The sequence below is a fragment of the Rhodococcus sp. NPDC059234 genome, from assembly GCF_042754225.1.
Classification (GTDB): domain Bacteria; phylum Actinomycetota; class Actinomycetes; order Mycobacteriales; family Mycobacteriaceae; genus Rhodococcus_G.
In genome coordinates, this window is sequence record NZ_JBHZAH010000025.1 from 12641 (window position 1) to 30586 (window position 17946).

Below are 17946 nucleotides of genomic sequence, written 5' to 3' on the forward strand. Positions count from 1 at the left end.
TCGTGCAGATGAGAAGGAGAGCACCCCTCCCGTGGCTGCCCAGAAGTCAGACAAGAGCACTGGAAACAAGGAGTACGGCGCCTCCTCGATCACCGTCCTCGAGGGTCTCGAGGCGGTCCGCAAGCGGCCCGGCATGTACATCGGTTCCACCGGCGAGCGAGGACTGCACCACCTGATCTGGGAGGTCGTGGACAACTCCGTCGACGAGGCGATGGCCGGCTACGCCACCACGGTCGGGGTCACGATGCTCGCCGACGGCGGCATCCAGGTCGTCGACGACGGCCGTGGCATCCCGACCGGCATGCACGCCTCCGGTGTCCCCACCGTCGAGGTCGTCATGACCCAGCTGCACGCGGGTGGCAAGTTCGACTCCGACGCGTACGCGGTCTCGGGTGGCCTGCACGGCGTCGGCATCTCGGTGGTCAACGCGCTGTCCACCAAGGTCGAGGTCGAGATCGACAACGACGGACACCACTGGAATCAGACCTACACCAACGCGGTGCCCGGTGAGTTGGTCAAGGGCGAGGCGACGAACCGGACCGGCACCACCGTCCGATTCTGGGCCGACCCGGACATCTTCGAGACCACCACCTACAACGCGGAGACCGTCGCCCGCCGCCTGCAGGAGATGGCGTTCCTCAACAAGGGCCTGACCATCACCCTGACCGACGAGCGGATCACCGACGAGGAGGTGGCCGCGGACGCCGAGTACGAGACGGGCGAGACCAAGACTCCTGAGGTCCAGTCGGTCCGCACCCGCACCTACCACTACCCCGGCGGCCTCGAGGACTACGTGCGGCACATCAACCGCACCAAGCAGTCGATCCACAACTCGGTGGTCGGGTTCACCGCGAAGGGCACCGGGCACGAGCTCGAGGTCGCGATGCAGTGGAACTCCGGGTACTCGGAGTCCGTGCACACCTTCGCCAACACCATCAACACCCACGAGGGCGGCACCCACGAGGAGGGCTTCCGCGCGGCCCTCACCGCGACCGTCAACAAGTACGCGCTCGACAAGAAGCTGCTCAAGGACAAGGACCCGAAGCTCACCGGCGACGACATCCGCGAGGGTCTCGCGGCGATCATCTCGGTAAAGGTCAGCGAGCCGCAGTTCGAGGGCCAGACCAAGACCAAGCTCGGCAACACCGAGGTCAAGTCCTTCGTGCAGAAGTCCTGCAACGAGCACCTCGGGCACTGGTTCGAGTCCAACCCGGCCGACGCGAAGACCATCGTGAACAAGGCCGTCTCCTCGGCGCAGGCCCGCGTCGCGGCCCGCAAGGCCCGCGAGCTGGTCCGTCGCAAGAGCGCCACCGACCTCGGTGGCCTGCCCGGCAAGCTGGCGGACTGCCGCTCGAACGACCCGAGCAAGTCCGAGATCTACATCGTGGAGGGCGACTCGGCCGGCGGCTCGGCGAAGTCCGGCCGCGACTCGATGTACCAGGCGATCCTGCCGCTGCGCGGCAAGATCATCAACGTCGAGAAGGCCCGGATCGACCGCGTCCTCAAGAACGCCGAGGTCCAGTCGATCATCACCGCGTTCGGCACCGGCATCCACGACGAGTTCGACATCGCCAAGCTCCGGTACCACAAGATCGTGCTCATGGCCGACGCCGACGTCGACGGTCAGCACATCGCGACCCTGCTGCTGACCCTGCTCTTCCGCTTCATGCGGCCGCTGGTCGAGCACGGGCACGTCTACCTCGCCCAGCCGCCGCTGTACAAGCTCAAGTGGCAGCGGTCGGAGCCGGAGTTCGCGTACTCCGACCGGGAGCGCGACGGCCTGCTCGAGGAGGGCCTCAAGTCCGGCAAGAAGATCAACAAGGACGACGGCATCCAGCGCTACAAGGGTCTCGGCGAGATGAACGCCAAGGAGCTGTGGGAGACCACGATGGATCCGAGCGTCCGGGTCCTCCGTCTGGTGACGCTCGACGATGCCGCGGCCGCCGACGAGCTCTTCAGCGTCCTCATGGGTGAGGACGTCGAGGCACGCCGCAGTTTCATCACCCGCAACGCGAAGGACGTCCGTTTCCTCGACGTGTGAGTGAGTTGCTACGCCGAGCGGGCAAACTGTGATGTAGATCACTTTCTCTGCCTGCTCGGCGTATAACGGTGAAGCTGGTGAGGCGGGGTGACATCACTGTGACTGCTGCGTCCGGTCTGGCCGGCGCTGACGAACCTACGATCACGGCCCGATAACAACTTGGGAACGGTAAGACTTCTGTCTCGGGCCTCGGAGCCTCTACACTCCGGTACCGCCCAGGAGTCTGTTCTCGACTCCCCGCGGAACACTCGTTCAGTGATCCCGGAGAGCGGCGCGAGCGCGGGGCCTCGCACGGGCCTGGGTGGAAAGTGAGCTAGGAAGATGAAGACCCAATCGCCGCCTGTCAACAGGTCGTGGAGACTCGAGGGCTGGAGTCTGCGCTGGAAGGTCACCGCGGTGGTCGCCCTCCCGGTCACCGTTGCGGTGTTCCTCGGTGGCCTGCGCGTGCAGGACGAGCTCACCACCGCCTCCCACTTCAGCGACGCCGCGGACCAGACGTCGATCGTGGCGCCGCTGCTGGCGATGGACACCGCGTTCGGTCTGTACGTCGGCGGCGCCATCTCCCACACGGGTTCCCCCGCGGACGCCGACCAGGTCGACCAGACGATGGCGGCGATGCGCGAGACGGTGGCGAATCCAGACCTCGACCCCGCCGTGGCGACCAACGTCAACCGGATCATCGCCGCGACAGAGTCGCTCCGCGGGCAGATGCCGAAGATGGGCGTCCAAGAGGTCACCTCCCGCACGACCGCGATCCAGAACGACGCCGCCAAGACCGTCGCGGACGTCATCTCCCCGATCGGCGACGACACGATCCTCAAGGAGGGAAACCGGCTCGTCGACGCCTGGGCCGCACAGCGCCGCCTGTTCGACCAGACGATGGCCATCCTCGCGCTCGTCGAGAATCCCAAGGCCCCCATCACCGCGCTGATCTCGGCCAACGGTTCCGAGCTGGCCCTGATCGACGTCCTGGCGCGCTACTTCCCCGACAACGACCCGACCCTGACCACGCTGCGCCAGGCGGTCAAGGACCGCACCGACATGGTGTCCGCGGCGCCTCCGGGGCAGCCGCCGCTGTTCGACCTGCGCGACTCGATGATCTCCAGCCAGCAGATCTACACCAACCTGATCAAGAACTCGACGACCTCGATCACCAACAAGGTCGCCGCGAAGGCGAGCGAGACCCGGTCCGCGGCGCTGCGTGACGCCGTCGTGGTGCTCGCCACGCTGATCGCGACGATCCTGCTGGGCCTGTTGGTCGCACGGTCGCTGGTCCGCCCGATCCGCCGACTGCGGCACGGGGCGCTCAAGGTGGCGAACGAGGACCTCCCCGAGGCGATCGAACAGATCAAGGTCGGCGACGCCTCGGCGGTGACCGAGTTCGAACCGATGCCGGTGCACACCAACGAGGAGATCGGCCAGCTCGCGCGCGCCGTCGACGACATTCACGGTCAGGCACTCAAGCTCGCCGGCGAGCAGGCGCACCTGCGACTGCAGATCGGCGACATGTTCGAGACCCTCGCCCGGCGCAGCAAGTCGCTGGTCGACCAGCAGCTCGGCCTCATCGAGAACCTCGAGTTCGAGGAGAAGGACCCCCGGCGGCTCGAGAGCCTGTTCCGGCTCGACCACCTCGCCGCCCGCATGCGTCGAAACGGCGACAACCTGCTGATCCTCTCCGGCAACCGGGTCCGCCGCGCCCAGTCCGCCCCGGTGCAGCTCGGCGACACCGTGCGCGCCGCGATGTCCGAGGTCGAGGACTACCAGCGGGTGCAGGTCGGGTCCACCCCGCAGGGTGCGTTGAGCGGTGCCGTCGCGACCGACGTCGTGCACCTGCTGGCCGAACTCGTCGACAACGCGCTGCGGGCCTCCCCGCCGGAGAGCAAGGTGAAGATCGGCTTCACCCGCGCGGTCGACGGAGGCGTGGTCCTCGAGATCGCCGACGCCGGAATCGGCATTCCGGCCGACCAGATGGCCGAGATCAACGATCGACTCGCCTCCGGCGGTGAGGTCAGTCCGGAAACGGCCCGGCACATGGGCCTGTTCGTGGTCAGCCGTCTCGCGGCGCGCCACGGACTCACCGTGCGGCTACGGCGGACGTTCGAGACCGCGCGCGATCAGGGTGTCACCGCGAGCGTGCACATTCCGGACGCCCTGCTGGTCTCGCCGCTGGAGATGACCCAGACCGGTCCGATCCAGCGCGTCGACACCGCGGGCCTGCCGCAGGTGGCCGGCGTCCGGTCCGGCGAGATGCCGCAGGTGACCGTCGTCCGGTCCGGCGAGATGCCGCAGTTGGTCACCGAACCCGCCCGGCAGGAGCAGGCGCCCGTGCCGAACCCGGCCGGATCGCTGCCCCGGCGTACTCCCGGCGCGACGGAGCTGCCGCAGCGCATGCCCGGTGCCGCGGTTCCCGCTCCGCTCCCGATGACCCCGGAGCCCGTGCAACACACGCCCGCGCCACAGATTCAGGTGCCGACGACGCCGGTGCCGCCGCCGATGCCCGCTGCGCCGGTCTTCGGAAGCGTCGGAATCTCCGAGCCTGCGGGTGCCGAGTCGTTCGACGACTCGCCTCGGGCGACGCGTCACCGCTACCGGACCAACGCCGCCAAGACTGCGTCGTTCTTCCAGGCGCGTCCGAATGTCACTGCGTCCCAGGATGTTACGACCACCGGAACGCCGATCTTTTCCGGCATGGTCACCGACTGGCTCACGGATCCGATCTCGTCGACGGACAACGGAAACCGCGAGTGGACGTCCGCGGCGGACCAGGGCTGGACCGCCGCGCACCGGGCCAGCGAGGCGCCGGTGGAGGCCAGGACCGAATCGGGTCTGCCACAGCGCAGGCCGGGACATCGGCTGGTGCCGGGTGGCGTCGACGCCAACGGCGGGGGTGCAGCCCGCCCTCGGCTGCGTGATCCGGAGGCCGTCCGGGACAATCTGAGCCGCCACCAAAAGGGAATTCGCGAGGGCCGCGCAGCGAGCTCGGCCGAGCGCGCCAGCATCGGAGGAGACAGATGAGCATCGATCAGGGAATCGTGTCGAACGGGGAGCAGGGCTCCGGCGGCGCCCGCCCTCTCGACTGGTTGGTGTCGAATTTCGCCAGGGAGATCGCCGGCGTGTCGCACGCCGTGCTGGTGTCCGCAGACGGCCTCCTGATGGCGGGCAGCGCCCACCTCCCGCTCGACCGAGCGGAGCAGCTCGCGGCGGTCACCTCCGGACTCGCGAGCCTGTCGGCCGGGGTGTCGAACCTCTTCGACGGCGGCGGGGTCCTGCAGTCGGTCGTCGAGATGCAGCGCGGCTACCTGTTGCTGATGAGTGTCGGCGACGGTTCGCACCTGGCCACGCTGACCTCCTCGTCGTGCGACATCGGGCAGGTCGGCTACGAGATGGCGCTTCTCGTGGAGCGGGTCGGCAGCTCGGTGCAGGCCACGCCGCGAGCGCCGCTCGGAACCTGACCGGGATGTGGCCATGAACGACGAGCACGACGAGGCGAGCGAGCGCGGACCGAGCCTGGTTCGCCCGTACTCGCTCACCTCGGGACGGACGAAGCCGGCAGTGGAACTGGCCCTCGAGGCCCTGATCCAGACGATGCCGCTCCGGGACAACCAACCCCCCGACCTGGGGGACATCGAGGCGACGATCGTCGCGCTGTGCGCACAGTCGCCCTCGGTGGCCGAGATCGCCGCCCGGGTGGGCGTGCCGATCGGAGTGGCGCGGGTCCTCGTCGCCGATCTCGTCGAGGCGGGCCATCTGCGGATCCTGGCAACGCTGCAAGACGACTCGAGCGACAGTGAACGTCGTGAACTTATCGAAAGGGTCCTCGGTGGACTACGCAACATCTAGCCCCAAGCGCGACCGGGTGACCTCGACCAAGATCGTCGTCGCCGGTGGCTTCGGCGTGGGCAAGACCACCCTCGTCGGCGCGGTGTCGGAGATCGTCCCGCTGCGGACCGAGGCGCTGGTCACCAACGCCTCCGACGGTGTGGACAACCTCAGCGCCACCCCGCAGAAGGCGACCACGACCGTGGCCATGGACTTCGGCCGGATCAGCCTCGCACCCGACCTGGTCCTGTACCTGTTCGGCACGCCGGGCCAGCAGCGGTTCTGGTTCATGTGGGACGACCTGATCCGCGGTGCCATCGGTGCGATCGTGTTGATCGACACCCGTCGGCTCGACGAGTCGTTCGCCGCAGTCGACTACTTCGAGGCCCGCAACCTGCCCTTCGTGGTCGCGGTCAACGAGTTCGACGACGCGCCGCGATACCCGCTCGAGGAGATCCGGCAGGCCCTCGCGGTGCCCGCGCACGTGCCGATCATGTCCATCGACGCCCGCAGCCGGGAGTCGGCGAAGGGCGCATTGGTCACGATCACCGAGTACGCCCTCACCCGACTCGGCCAGCCGGTCGGCTAGAACGTCACCACCCTCGCCGGCCGACCCGACTCGACGCGGAAAGCCGGACAATCAGCGAGTGCTGCCGGGTCTGGCTGACCTGCACCTATAGACTTGACGGGTTGCGCGTGCCTGGCATCGGAGCCTTCGATCTTCGACGCTTCGCGCGCCCCGGGTCCGCAGGCTCTACCAGGACCGTTCGCTGAGAAGAAGAGGAGCCGATGACTGACACCACGTTGCCGCCGGAGGAACCGGGGCACGACCGCGTCGAGCCGGTGGACATCCAGCAGGAGATGCAGTCCAGCTACATCGACTACGCGATGAGCGTGATCGTGGGGCGTGCCCTGCCGGACGTGCGCGACGGGCTCAAGCCCGTGCATCGCCGCGTGCTCTACGCGATGTACGACAACGGCTACCGCCCGGACCGCGGCTACGTGAAGTCGGCGCGCCCCGTCGCGGACACCATGGGTAACTACCACCCGCACGGCGACACCTCGATCTACGACACCCTGGTCCGGATGGCGCAGCCGTGGTCGCTGCGGTACCCGCTCGTCGACGGCCAGGGCAACTTCGGTTCCCGCGGCAACGACGGCGCCGCCGCGATGCGTTACACCGAGTGCCGCCTGACGCCGCTGGCGATGGAGATGCTCCGCGAGATCGACCACGACACGGTCGATTTCACGCCGAACTACGACGGCAAGACCCAGGAACCGACGGTCCTGCCGAGCCGCATCCCGAACCTGTTGATCAACGGTTCCGGCGGCATCGCGGTCGGCATGGCGACCAACATCCCGCCGCACAACCTGGGCGAGGTGGCCGAGGCGATCTACTGGGCGCTCGAGAACTACGAGGCCGACGAGGAAGCCACCCTCGACGCCGTCATGGAGCGGATCAAGGGACCGGACTTCCCGACCTCGGGTCTGATCGTCGGTGGGCAGGGTATCGGCGACGCCTACCGGACCGGGCGCGGTTCGGTGCGCATGCGCGGTGTGGTCGAGATCGAGGAGGACGCCAAGGGGCGCACCACGATCGTCATCACCGAACTGCCGTACCAGGTCAACCCCGACAACCTGATCACCTCGATCGCCGAGCAGGTGCGCGACGCGAAGATCGCGGGCATCTCCGACATCCACGACGAGTCCTCGGACCGCGTCGGCATGCGGATCGTCGTCACGGTCAAGCGTGACGCGGTGGCCAAGGTCGTGCTCAACAACCTCTACAAGCACACGCAGCTGCAGACCAGCTTCGGCTGCAACATGCTCTCGATCGTCGACGGCGTGCCGCGCACCCTGCGGCTCGACCAGATGATCCGGCTGTACGTCAACCACCAGCTCGAAGTCATCGTCCGGCGCACCCGCTACCTGCTGCGCAAGGCCGAGGAGCGGGCCCACATCCTGCGCGGCCTGGTCAAGGCGCTCGATGCGCTCGACGAGGTCATCGCGCTCATCCGGGCGTCGCAGACCGTCGACATCGCGCGCGCGGGCCTGATCGAGTTGCTCACCGTCGACGAGATCCAGGCCGACGCGATCCTGGCGATGCAGCTGCGTCGCCTCGCGGCCCTCGAGCGGCAGAAGATCATCGACGAGCTCGCCGAGATCGAGCGCGAGATCGCCGACCTCGAGGACATCCTGGCCAAGCCCGAGCGTCAGCGCGCCATCGTCCGCGACGAGCTCAAGGAGATCGTCGACAAGTACGGCGACGACCGCCGCACCCGCATCATCGCGGCCGACGGGGACGTCTCGGACGAGGACCTGATCGCCCGCGAGGACGTGGTCGTCACGATCACCGAGACCGGCTACGCCAAGCGCACCAAGACCGACCTCTACCGCTCGCAGAAGCGTGGTGGGAAGGGCGTCCAGGGCGCGGGACTCAAGCAGGACGACCTGGTCAAGCACTTCTTCGTCAGCTCGACCCACGACTGGATCCTCTTCTTCACCACCAAGGGCCGGGTCTACCGGGCCAAGGCGTACGAGCTTCCCGAGGCCAGCCGCACCGCCCGCGGTCAGCACGTCGCGAACCTGCTGGCGTTCCAGCCGGACGAGCGGATCGCGCAGATCATCCAGATCAAGACCTACGAGGATGCGCCGTACCTGGTGCTCGCCACCCGTAACGGCCTGGTCAAGAAGTCCAAGCTCACCGATTTCGACTCCAACCGCAGCGGCGGCATCGTCGCCGTCAACCTGCGGGGAGAGGACGAACTGGTCGGCGCGGTGCTCTGCTCCTCCGAGGACGACCTGCTGCTGGTCTCCGCACAGGGGCAGTCGATCCGCTTCTCCGCCACCGACGAGGCGCTGCGGCCGATGGGTCGCGCCACCTCCGGCGTGCAGGGCATGCGGTTCAACGGTGAGGACGAGCTGCTCTCGCTCAACGTCGTGCGGGAGGGCACCTACCTGCTGGTCGCGACATCGGGCGGCTATTCCAAGCGCACCCCGATGGAGGACTACCCGGTCCAGGGTCGTGGCGGAAAGGGCGTGCTCACCATCCAGTACGACAAGCGCCGTGGCACCCTGGTCGGAGCGCTCATCGTCAACGACGACGACGAGCTCTACGCCATCACCTCCGGCGGGGGTGTCATCCGTACCGCTGCGAAGCAGGTCCGGAAGGCCGGCCGCCAGACCAAGGGCGTGCGTCTGATGAACCTCGGGGACGGCGACACCCTGCTCGCGATCGCGCGCAACGCCGACGAACCGGACGAGTCCGACGCCGCCGCGACCGACGCACCGAAGGAGTCGTAAGTGACCACTCCCCATCAGCCCGGCAGCGACCGCGTGGCACCCGCCACCGGCCCCGCCGAGCAGGCGCCGAGTGCGCCGGCGCAGGGGGACCGGCCGGGCGGGGCACCCACCCCGAACCCGAGTCCCGCGCAGGCGGAGAAGTCACCGGCCCAGGGCGCTCCGGCGCCCCAGGGGGGTGCCGCGCAGCCCGCCGGCGGATCCCCGAAACCGGTCACCCCGCCGTCCGCTCCGGCTCCCGCCGCACCGCAGTCGGCTCCCGCGAGCGGCGCGCAGTCGGGCGCCCCGGCCCCGCAGTCGGGCGGACCGTCGCAGCCTCCCCAGACGGGTGCTGCGCGGCCCTCCGCCCCGGCTCCCGCCGCGGCACCGGCGAAGTCCGCCGAGCCCGCCGGTGCGGAACGGCCGGCAGAGCCCCCGAAGTCCGCGCCCGCGACGCCGAATGCGCCCACCGAGGCGCCGAAGTCGGCTGCCGCGCCGAAGTCGGCGCCGGCACCGCAGCCGAAGTCGCCCGCGGCGCCGCAGCCGCAGAACGGCCGTCCCGCGGGTGCACAGCCGCCCACCCAGCGACCGGCCGAGCCGGTTGCCGGCAAGCAGCCGCCCGCCGCCCCCACCGGACGGCCCGCGCAGCAGCCGCCGGCCGCCGGCACCCGTCCGGCGCAGCCCGGCCCCGCCCGGCCGCAGGATCCCGCCGGTCCGGTCACCCGACCGGCCGCGGCGGCAGGGAAGGGTCAGACCCCGCCCTGGCAGCGCGGTACCCAGGTCAACGGCGGACCGGCTGGTGCCGCGCAGCCGGCCGCCGCGCCGGCCGCCACGCGTCCGCCCGCGGTCGACCCGGCCGCCCGGGCCGCGCAACGGGAGACCGCCAAGGCCAAGGCCGCCGTCATCGACGGCCCGACCCGGCACATCGACCGGACCGACCTCGCCAAGGATCTGCCGGACCTCTCCGAGGTCAAGCACCCGATCCCGGCGGAGCCGGTCCAGGCGCCCGGCACCGGCAAGCAGCCGTCGCTGGTGGTCGCCGCGACCACCCCCGTCGGCGATCCGCTGCGGGCTTCCGTTCAGATCCGCAAGATCGATCCGTGGTCCACGCTCAAGGTGTCCCTCGTGCTCTCGGTCGCGCTGTTCTTCGTCTGGATGTTCGCGGTCGGGTTCCTCTACATCGTGCTCGACGGCATGGGCGTCTGGGACCGGCTGAACAACGCCTTCACCGACATCGTCTCCGAGTCCGGCAACAGCGGCCTCGTCACGGCGGGGCAGGTGTTCGGTTACTCGGCGCTGATCGGTGTGGTCAACGTCGTGTTGTTCACCGCGTTGGCGACCGTCGGCTCGTTCATCTACAACCTCTGCACCGACCTGGTCGGCGGCGTCGAGGTGACGTTGGCGGACCGCGACTGACCTGGCATTTCGATTCCCCACCGGCCCGATTTTGGTGGCCGCGGGTCGGTGGGGTAATCTCATGCCTCGGTTCGAGAGACAAGTTTTTCGTACCGAATACGGGCCTATAGCTCAGGCGGTTAGAGCGCTTCCCTGATAAGGAAGAGGTCGGAGGTTCAAGTCCTCCTAGGCCCACTCCCCGTGCCGACGAAGGGTTCGAGCATGAAGGTTCTGCTACTCGCAGCAGCCGTTGTGACGGTGCTCTTCGGACTGACCAAGCTGCGGTCGCAGCACCGCAGCGCGGACGTCTGGCACGAGGTCACCAGCCGCTGACGCGGACGGGGCCTTAGCTCAGTTGGTAGAGCGCTGCCTTTGCAAGGCAGATGTCAGGAGTTCGAATCTCCTAGGCTCCACAAAGTTCTGAACTGCACGACAGAGCCACTTTCTCGCTGACGAGGAAGTGGCTCTCTCTCGTTCGCCCCCACGCCCCGCGTACTGTCGGCGGCATGGCGCTCATCCACCAGGCCCGGTTGGTTCCGTCGAAGATCGAACTGCTCCGGAATTGGGTTCCCGAGCAGCCCTGGACCGGTGACGCCGACACGACCGCGCTGCAGGTCGTCGGCGCGTATCGATTCGACGACCCCGCCGGGGCGGTGGGGATCGAGACGCACCTGCTCGGCACCGGTGACGGGCAGGTGCTGCAGGTCCCGCTGACCTACCGCGGATCCCCGTTGGCCGGCGCCGAGTCGGCGTTGATCGCAACCATGGAGCACTCCGTACTCGGGCGCAGGTGGGTGTACGACGCGGTCGCGGACCCGGTGTACGTGCACGCCGTGCTCACGGCCATCCTGACCGGTGGTGCGCAGGCGGAGCTCGAGTACGCGACACCGGCCGAGGCCGCGGGTCGCGAGGTGACCACCCGGGTGCGGGGCAGCGGCAGCGCCGGCATCGCGGTTCCCGTGCCGGAGACGGTCGTTGCTGCGAACGGGGGAGCGGGGACCACCGTGTCCGCGGAAACGGTGGTCCTGGACCTCGTCCGGGTGGTCGACGGGAGCCGGGGAGGCGACGCGCGGTACACGCTCACCGGCACCTGGCCGGGTCGGGACGAGCCGGCCCTTCTGGCCTTCGCGTGCTCGGCCTAGGCGAGCGTCGCAGCCAACCGAGCGACCGCTTGGGTCGGCCTGCCTGTGGAATTGTGAACAAACCTGTGTAGCAATCGAATTCGGTCACCCCCGGTTCACGATGGGTGCGTGAGTTGTTGTGCTGCAGTACATCTGACGAGTCATGCCGGCAGGCGCCGGGCCCGCGAAACAGGTCTTACCGGTCGGTAAGAGCCTGTGCTACCGTCCCCTGCACCCGGTACTAGGGGTCACAGTAATCGTCGCGGTGGGGGTCACAGGTGTTGAAAAGCAAGCAGGCCGCAGGGCAGCGGACGACGCGGGGAGCGGTCGCCGCCGCCGCGGCGCTCACCCTCGTCGCGCTGGTGGGTCCGCCCGCGTCGGCGGCGCCCGACTTCTACGCCCCGCCCTTCCCGCTCGCCTCCGGCGCGGCCGGCGACCTCATCCGCACCGAACCGGCCGCGCTGGCGGTCCGGCTGCCCAACGCCACGGGTGGGTTCCCCGCCGACGCCACCCGCATCATGTACCGCTCGGCGGATGCGAACGACGCCCCGATCGCCGTCACCGGCACCTACCTGAATCCGCAGACTCCGTGGACGGGCACGGGTGCCCGCCCGCTGGTCAGTCTCGCGGTCGGCACCCACGGCCAGGGCGACCAGTGCGCGCCGTCCAAGCTCCTGGGCCAGTTGGTCTCGATGGAACCCGGGCACGGTCCGATGCCCGAATACGAGTTGCTCGCGATCAACGCCCTGCTGCTGCAGGGCATCGCCGTGGTCGTCACCGACTACGAGGGCCTGGGAACCCCGGGCGTGCACACCTACGTCAACCGGGCGGCCGAGGCGCACGCGGTGCTCGACGCCGCCCGGGCCGTGCAGCGCCTCCCCGGAACCGCGATCACCCCACACGGACCGGTCGGGTTCTGGGGATACTCGCAGGGCGGCGGCGCGGCGGCGGCCGCGGCCGAACTGGCGTCGAGCTACGCGCCGGAACTGGACGTCAAGGGCACCTACGCGGGCGCTCCTCCCGCGGACCTGGCGGCCACGCTGGCCCAGATCGACGGCTCGTCCCTCGTCGGCGCCATCGGCTACGCGATCAACAGCCTGCTGCAGGCCTATCCGGAGCTGCACGAGACCGTCGACGCGCAGATCAACGATCGCGGACGGGCGATGCTGGCGGAGGTGGCGAACCAGTGCGTGACCGAAACCGCGGCAGCCTTCGGCTTCCAGAAGACCAGCGACTACACCCGGTCCGGAGAACCCCTCGGCGTCGTTCTCGCGCGTCTGCCGCTCGCCAACGAGTTGATCGACCGGCAGCGGATCGGTCGGCTGACGCCGTCGGCGCCGGTTCTCGTGCAGTCGGGCGTCCGGGACGACGTGGTGCCGTTCGGTCAGGCCCGCGAGCTCGCCGCGGACTGGTGTGGCCGTGGGGCGACGGTCCAGTTCACCGAGAATCCGTTGCCGGCGCTGGCTCCCGGCCTCGGCGTCAACCACGCCGCCCCGATGGTGCTCGGGCTGCCCGAGGCGACGAGCTTCGTGCTTGACCGGTTCAACGGCCGGCCCGTGACGGGGAACTGCGCGGGCTGACGACGGCGGTCGGGGACGGCGAGCAGGCCGACCCCGACCGCTCGGTCAGGAGTTCTCGAGATCCCGCAGGCTCGGCGGGGCGTCGGCCACCGGCGGCGCCTCGGTGCGCTGCTTCTTGATGATGACGGCGACGGCGGCGACGGCTGCGCCGGTGACGAGCACCAGGACCACCCGACGGCCCCGCCGCTTGCCGCGCACGGCCTTGGTCGCGTCGGCGACCGTCTGCTCGTCCACCAGGGCCAGCACCGGCGCGTTCTGGCGCTGCGATCGCGCGGACTTGACGAGCGAGACGCCCTTGCCGAGCAGGTACATGCTCACCGCGCCGGTGCCCTTGGCGAGGCCGCCGGTGCCCTTGGCCAGCCCCAGGGCGGCGCACTGTGCGAACCGGAGTGCGCTGGTCAGCGCGACCGATTCGCCCGCGGGCGACGAGGCCTCCACGACCGGCGGGGCTTCGGTCTCGACTCGGGCAGGGACGGGTGCGTTCTTCGTCGCGCGGGTCATCTGTCCACTGTCGCACATGCGCACCGGAGGTGAATGGCACGATGGTGGGGTGACTTCACCGAATCAGACCGCAACCGCAACGCTGCACACCAACCGCGGCGACATCAAGATCGCCCTGTTCGGCAACCACGCGCCGAAGACCGTCGCGAACTTCGTCGGCCTCGCCGACGGCTCGAAGGACTACAGCACCGAGAACGCCTCCGGCACCAAGACCGGACCGTTCTACGACGGCGCCGTGTTCCACCGGGTCATCGACGGCTTCATGATCCAGGGCGGCGACCCGACCGGCACCGGTCGCGGCGGCCCGGGCTACAAGTTCGAGGACGAGTTCCACCCGGAGCTGCAGTTCGACCGCTCGTACCTGCTCGCGATGGCGAACGCAGGCCCGGGCACCAACGGCTCGCAGTTCTTCATCACCACCGGTCCGACCCCGCACCTGAACCGTCGCCACACCATCTTCGGCGAGGTCGTGGACGCGGAGTCGAAGAAGGTCGTCGACGCCATCTCCGGCACCCCGGTCGACCGCACCGACCGCCCCGTCGAGCCGGTCGTGATCAACAGCGTCACCATCTCCTGAGCGGGAAGCACTCGAGATGACGAACCCCGGTTGGGGTGGCGGGCCCGGCGACGGGACGCCGCCCCAACCGCGGTGCGTGCGACACCCGGACCGCCCGACCGGGCTGTCCTGCACGCGCTGCGGACGCCCTGCCTGCCCGGACTGCCTGCGCGAGGCCTCGGTCGGCTACCACTGCGTGGATTGCGTCGCCGCCGATCAGCGAGACGTCCGGCCCGTCCGCGGCGTCGCCGGCAACACCGTGACCGCCACCCGGCCGACGCCGGTCGTGACCTACGCCCTGATGGGCGCCAACATCCTCGTCTTCCTGGTCACGGTGCTGCAGGCGAAGTCCCTGATGAACAACGGCGCCGGCACGATCAACCGGTTCACGGGCGCGGCCACATTCGACTCGCCGCTGTTCGGCTGGTGGGTCCTCTCGCCCGACGACGTCGCCCAGGGCGACTGGATCCGCCTGGTCGGCAGCGGCTTCCTGCACTTCGGCCTGATGCACCTGGCCGTCAACATGTTCGCCCTGTACATCCTCGGTCGCGACACCGAGCTGATCCTCGGGCGGTCGCGCTACCTCGCGGTGTATGCAATCTCGCTGCTCGGCGGCTCCGCGTCGGTGATGGCTTTCGGTGGGAGCAGCTTCACCGCCGGCGCCTCGGGCGCCATCTTCGGGATCATGGGTGCCGAGGCGGTCATCCTGCTCAAGCTCCGCCGGAGCCCGGCTCCGATCATCGGGGTGATCGCGCTCAACGTGGTCATCAGCGTCACGCTGCCGGGAATCTCGTTCTGGGGCCACCTGGGCGGTCTGGTCGCCGGCGCCGCCGCGACCGCCGCGCTGCTGTACGCGCCGCAGTGGCTCGGTGCCGGTCAGGACCGTGCGAAGGCCGTGCGGATCGGGTGGATCGGGCTGGTCGTCGTTGCCGTCGCGACGCTGGGCGTCGTCGGTGTGCGCGTCGTGCAACTGCGCAGCGAACTCGGCCTCTAGCCCCCTCCCACCGGGGTGACGGGAACCATCACTCGGTCTGACTGGCTGATGGTTCCCCTCACCCGGAGGCGGAGGTTCCCCTGCGGTCGGGCGGCACCAGGCCCCGGAGGGTGAGGGCGTCGAACACGTCGGTCGGGTCGGTACCGAGATCCCAGCGGCCGAAGATCATCAGCCGGTCGTCGTCGGCGCCCGGCGGTCGCACGTCGATCTCGAGCATGGGAACCCGTCGACCGAAGCGCGGGTAGCGCACGATCCGCACCCGGGCCAGGTCGGTCCGGTCGAACTCGACCCGGCCACGCAGCCGCCGGACCGCGATACCGCGGCCGCCGTCGAGCACCGCGAGGCGCGGCCGCTGCCGCAGCCCGAGCGCGGTGACCACCAGCAGTCCGACCGCGGCGAGACCGATGAGGAACCGGCCCGCCGGGTCCGAGGGCAGCAGCGCCGCCGCCAGAGCCATCGCCACCCCGCCGACACCCGTCGCGACGAGCGCCGGGGTGGGTGTGGACCACGTCGGATCGGGGCTATGCACACGTACTCCCGAGGTTATCCACAGGTCTTATCCACACTGGGGATGAATGACACCGATGTAATTGGAAACCGTCGCGCGATGAAAAGGCGTGGTCAACGCCATCTCATCGTCATGACGAGGCCGACGACCATGAAGCCGAAGCCGATCAGGAAGTTGTACGCCCCCAGGCTGTTCATAAACTCGATCTGGTCCGCGGCGAGGTAGTACACGATCAGCCAGGCGAGCCCGACCAGCATGAAACCGAGCATCACGGAGACGTACAACGCGCTCGACGGTCCGGCCTTCACCTTCACCGGGGTGCGGTTCGCGGGATTGATCGTGTAGTCGGTCTTCTTGCGGACCTTCGACTTGGGCATGACGTCCTCGTGTGGATTGACTCGTGGATGAACTGACTTCAAACGGATGACACGTGCCACCGCGGCAGCCGTCGTCGTCGACGCCTACCAGGTATCTTCGAACCTACCGGTCGCGGGTACACGCTAACCCAGCACCGACGTCGTCGGCCAAGGACCGAGCACCGAAATCGCCCCGCCGGCCGCATCCGCGGCGGGGTCCGCGCGCCGAGAGGAGGCACCGCAGATGACCGAGAACGAACACCGTCGCGGTCGGCGGTCGACGTTCTGGATCGTGTGCGTCCCCCTGGTCTGCCTGATCGCCGGTCTGCTGTTCGCGACGACCCGTGAGGTGTCCGCCGGAAACGAACTGCGGCGCGGCGACACCACCCGACTGTCGGACCTGGTGCGCGGCGCGCAGAACGACGTCGACCGCGCATCGGGCGAGCGGGACGCGCTCGCCGCCGAGGTCGAGTCGCTGCAGGCGACCGCCGCGCACTCCGACGGCGGCGTCGCGGCGACCCTCGACCGGGTGCACGCCCTCGAGGCGGACGCCGGTCTGTCCGAGGTCAGCGGGCCGGGCGTGCGGGTCACGCTCACCGATGCGCCGCGGGACTCGGACGGCAAATACCCGGCCGACGCCCGGCCCGACGACCTGGTGGTGCACCAGCAGGACGTGCAGTCGGTCCTCAACGCGTTCTGGGCGGGCGGGGCCACCGCGGTCGGGATGCAGGACCAGCGGGTGGTCGGGACCACCGCGCCGCGGTGCATCGGCAACACGCTGCTGCTGCACGGTCGCACGTACAGCCCGCCGTACGTGATGACGGCCATCGGCGACCCGGCCCGCATCGCGGTGGCCCTGGACGCCGAGCCCGGCGTTCGGACGTTCAAGCAGTACGCGGTCCGGTACGGCCTCGGCTACACCCAGACGGCGTCGGATTCGCTGACGGTCCCGGCGTACAGCGGCCAGCTGCGGACCAAGTTCGCCCGCTGAGCGGCTCCGCCGCCCGTACGCGTCCCGTGCCCCGCCAGGGGTGCCGGTCACGCACCGTCGCAGCGGCGCATATCCTGGGCCGATGCGCATTCTCGTGGTCGACAACTACGACAGTTTCGTCTTCAACCTGGTCCAGTACCTCGGCCAGCTCGGAACGACGGCCACCGTCTGGCGCAACGACGACCCCCGGCTCGACGACCGCGCCGCCGTCGCGGCCGAGTTCGACGGCATCCTGCTCAGCCCCGGCCCTGGCACCCCGCAGCGGGCGGGCGCGAGCATGGATCTCGTGAGCGCTTGCGCGCAGGCGCGGACCCCGCTGCTCGGGGTCTGCCTCGGCCACCAGGCGATCGGCGCGTCGTTCGGCGCGACCGTCGACCGCGCTCCGGAACTCCTGCACGGCAAGACCAGCATCGTCCACCACAACGGCGGCGGCGTGCTCGCCGGCCTGCCCGACCCGTTCACCGCCACCCGGTACCACTCGCTGACCGTGCTCGAGGACACCATCCCCGACGAACTCGAGGTCACCGCCCACACCGACAGCGGCGTCGTGATGGCGATGCGGCACCGCGAGCTGCCCATTCACGGGGTTCAGTTCCACCCGGAGTCGGTGCTCACCCAGGGCGGGCACCGGATGCTGGCGAACTGGCTCGAGGTGTGCGGTCAGCGGCCCGCGGAGGCGCTCGTCGAGACCCTCGAGTCGGAGGTCGCGCGCGCCCTCGGGGACGCGCTCACCCATCCCTGACCCCCTGGCCGCCCCTAGCCTGACCTCCCCAATGTCACATTGATTCGGCTCGAGCGAACCCGT

Annotated in this window: 17 protein-coding genes and 2 tRNA genes; 16 read left to right on the forward strand and 3 right to left on the reverse strand. The window is 69.4% G+C overall.

The annotated features are described in order from the left end of the window. Positions 1-31 precede the first annotated feature (31 nt). From gyrB to ACFXGJ_RS08245, 12 genes are all read left to right on the forward strand, one after another. Positions 32-2041: a DNA topoisomerase (ATP-hydrolyzing) subunit B gene (gene gyrB / locus ACFXGJ_RS08190; protein ID WP_378617853.1), complete on the forward strand. Its 2010-nt coding sequence runs from the start codon at positions 32-34 to the stop codon at positions 2039-2041. A 321-nt stretch (positions 2042-2362) separates the two neighbouring features. Beyond that, complete coding sequence (locus ACFXGJ_RS08195; RefSeq protein ID WP_378617854.1) at positions 2363-5056, forward strand: ATP-binding protein; 2694 nt, start codon at positions 2363-2365, stop codon at positions 5054-5056. Further along, positions 5053-5493 carry a roadblock/LC7 domain-containing protein gene (locus ACFXGJ_RS08200; protein ID WP_378617855.1) on the forward strand — a complete coding sequence of 147 codons (441 nt, stop codon included), beginning with the start codon at positions 5053-5055 and terminating at the stop codon, positions 5491-5493. Before ACFXGJ_RS08195 ends, ACFXGJ_RS08200 begins: the two co-directional genes overlap by 4 nt. A 13-nt stretch (positions 5494-5506) precedes the next feature. Continuing rightward, positions 5507-5881, forward strand: a complete 375-nt coding sequence (locus tag ACFXGJ_RS08205) for a DUF742 domain-containing protein (RefSeq protein WP_378617856.1) — start codon at positions 5507-5509, stop codon at positions 5879-5881. A gap of 16 nt (positions 5882-5897) precedes the next feature. After that, the gene (locus tag ACFXGJ_RS08210; protein WP_378617881.1) at positions 5898-6449 is read left to right on the forward strand and encodes an ATP/GTP-binding protein; all 552 of its coding nucleotides are present in this window, start codon (positions 5898-5900) and stop codon (positions 6447-6449) included. A gap of 200 nt (positions 6450-6649) precedes the next feature. Beyond that, positions 6650-9163 carry a DNA gyrase subunit A gene (gene gyrA, locus ACFXGJ_RS08215; RefSeq protein WP_378617857.1) on the forward strand — a complete coding sequence of 838 codons (2514 nt, stop codon included), beginning with the start codon at positions 6650-6652 and terminating at the stop codon, positions 9161-9163. Further along, positions 9164-10555, forward strand: a complete 1392-nt coding sequence (locus tag ACFXGJ_RS08220) for a DUF3566 domain-containing protein (RefSeq protein WP_378617858.1) — start codon at positions 9164-9166, stop codon at positions 10553-10555. It abuts the gene before it with no gap. A 100-nt stretch (positions 10556-10655) separates the two neighbouring features. After that, positions 10656-10729: transfer RNA gene (locus tag ACFXGJ_RS08225), tRNA-Ile, on the forward strand. 27 nt (positions 10730-10756) lie between these two features. Further along, a complete protein-coding gene (locus tag ACFXGJ_RS08230) occupies positions 10757-10867 on the forward strand; it encodes a DLW-39 family protein (protein ID WP_378420696.1) in 111 nt (36 codons plus the stop codon). 7 nt (positions 10868-10874) lie between these two features. Continuing rightward, positions 10875-10947: transfer RNA gene (locus tag ACFXGJ_RS08235), tRNA-Ala, on the forward strand. A gap of 93 nt (positions 10948-11040) precedes the next feature. Further along, positions 11041-11676, forward strand: coding sequence for a hypothetical protein (locus ACFXGJ_RS08240; RefSeq protein ID WP_378617859.1), 636 nt, complete (start codon positions 11041-11043; stop codon positions 11674-11676). A gap of 257 nt (positions 11677-11933) precedes the next feature. Then, on the forward strand, positions 11934-13235 hold the full coding sequence (locus ACFXGJ_RS08245) for a lipase family protein (protein ID WP_378617860.1): 1302 nt from the start codon (positions 11934-11936) through the stop codon (positions 13233-13235). Between the two features lie 45 nt (positions 13236-13280). Here ACFXGJ_RS08245 and ACFXGJ_RS08250 read toward each other — a convergent pair whose 3' ends face one another. Beyond that, positions 13281-13736, reverse strand: coding sequence for a hypothetical protein (locus ACFXGJ_RS08250; RefSeq protein WP_378617861.1), 456 nt, complete (start codon positions 13734-13736; stop codon positions 13281-13283). Positions 13737-13785: 49 nt separating this feature from the next. Here ACFXGJ_RS08250 and ACFXGJ_RS08255 point away from each other — a divergent pair, with 49 nt between their 5' ends. Both ACFXGJ_RS08255 and ACFXGJ_RS08260 read left to right on the forward strand, forming a co-directional pair. Then, on the forward strand, positions 13786-14313 hold the full coding sequence (locus ACFXGJ_RS08255; RefSeq protein WP_378617862.1) for a peptidylprolyl isomerase: 528 nt from the start codon (positions 13786-13788) through the stop codon (positions 14311-14313). Between the two features lie 16 nt (positions 14314-14329). After that, entirely contained in the window at positions 14330-15286 is a 957-nt protein-coding gene (locus ACFXGJ_RS08260) for a rhomboid family intramembrane serine protease (protein ID WP_378617863.1), read from the forward strand. Positions 15287-15344: 58 nt separating this feature from the next. Here ACFXGJ_RS08260 and ACFXGJ_RS08265 read toward each other — a convergent pair whose 3' ends face one another. After that, complete coding sequence (locus ACFXGJ_RS08265) at positions 15345-15815, reverse strand: PH domain-containing protein (RefSeq protein WP_378617864.1); 471 nt, start codon at positions 15813-15815, stop codon at positions 15345-15347. A 92-nt stretch (positions 15816-15907) separates the two neighbouring features. Continuing rightward, positions 15908-16171 (reverse strand): cell division protein CrgA, encoded by a 264-nt coding sequence (crgA, locus tag ACFXGJ_RS08270; RefSeq protein WP_378617865.1) that lies wholly within the window; start codon positions 16169-16171, stop codon positions 15908-15910. A 223-nt stretch (positions 16172-16394) separates the two neighbouring features. Here crgA and ACFXGJ_RS08275 point away from each other — a divergent pair, with 223 nt between their 5' ends. Both ACFXGJ_RS08275 and ACFXGJ_RS08280 read left to right on the forward strand, forming a co-directional pair. Beyond that, a complete protein-coding gene (locus tag ACFXGJ_RS08275; RefSeq protein ID WP_378617866.1) occupies positions 16395-17141 on the forward strand; it encodes a DUF881 domain-containing protein in 747 nt (248 codons plus the stop codon). A gap of 82 nt (positions 17142-17223) precedes the next feature. Continuing rightward, positions 17224-17883, forward strand: coding sequence for an aminodeoxychorismate/anthranilate synthase component II (locus ACFXGJ_RS08280; protein WP_378617867.1), 660 nt, complete (start codon positions 17224-17226; stop codon positions 17881-17883). Positions 17884-17946: the final 63 nt, after the last annotated feature.

Coding starts and splice junctions, on each gene's coding strand:
- crgA (WP_378617865.1), bottom strand. CDS start 16,171: ATGCCCAAGTCGAAGGTCCGCAAGAAGACCGACTACACGATCAATCCC.
- ACFXGJ_RS08275 (WP_378617866.1), top strand. CDS start 16,395: ATGACCGAGAACGAACACCGTCGCGGTCGGCGGTCGACGTTCTGGATC.
- ACFXGJ_RS08280 (WP_378617867.1), top strand. CDS start 17,224: ATGCGCATTCTCGTGGTCGACAACTACGACAGTTTCGTCTTCAACCTG.
- ACFXGJ_RS08240 (WP_378617859.1), top strand. CDS start 11,041: ATGGCGCTCATCCACCAGGCCCGGTTGGTTCCGTCGAAGATCGAACTG.
- ACFXGJ_RS08260 (WP_378617863.1), top strand. CDS start 14,330: ATGACGAACCCCGGTTGGGGTGGCGGGCCCGGCGACGGGACGCCGCCC.
- ACFXGJ_RS08200 (WP_378617855.1), top strand. CDS start 5,053: ATGAGCATCGATCAGGGAATCGTGTCGAACGGGGAGCAGGGCTCCGGC.
- ACFXGJ_RS08230 (WP_378420696.1), top strand. CDS start 10,757: ATGAAGGTTCTGCTACTCGCAGCAGCCGTTGTGACGGTGCTCTTCGGA.
- ACFXGJ_RS08195 (WP_378617854.1), top strand. CDS start 2,363: ATGAAGACCCAATCGCCGCCTGTCAACAGGTCGTGGAGACTCGAGGGC.
- gyrA (WP_378617857.1), top strand. CDS start 6,650: ATGACTGACACCACGTTGCCGCCGGAGGAACCGGGGCACGACCGCGTC.
- ACFXGJ_RS08250 (WP_378617861.1), bottom strand. CDS start 13,736: ATGACCCGCGCGACGAAGAACGCACCCGTCCCTGCCCGAGTCGAGACC.
- ACFXGJ_RS08205 (WP_378617856.1), top strand. CDS start 5,507: ATGAACGACGAGCACGACGAGGCGAGCGAGCGCGGACCGAGCCTGGTT.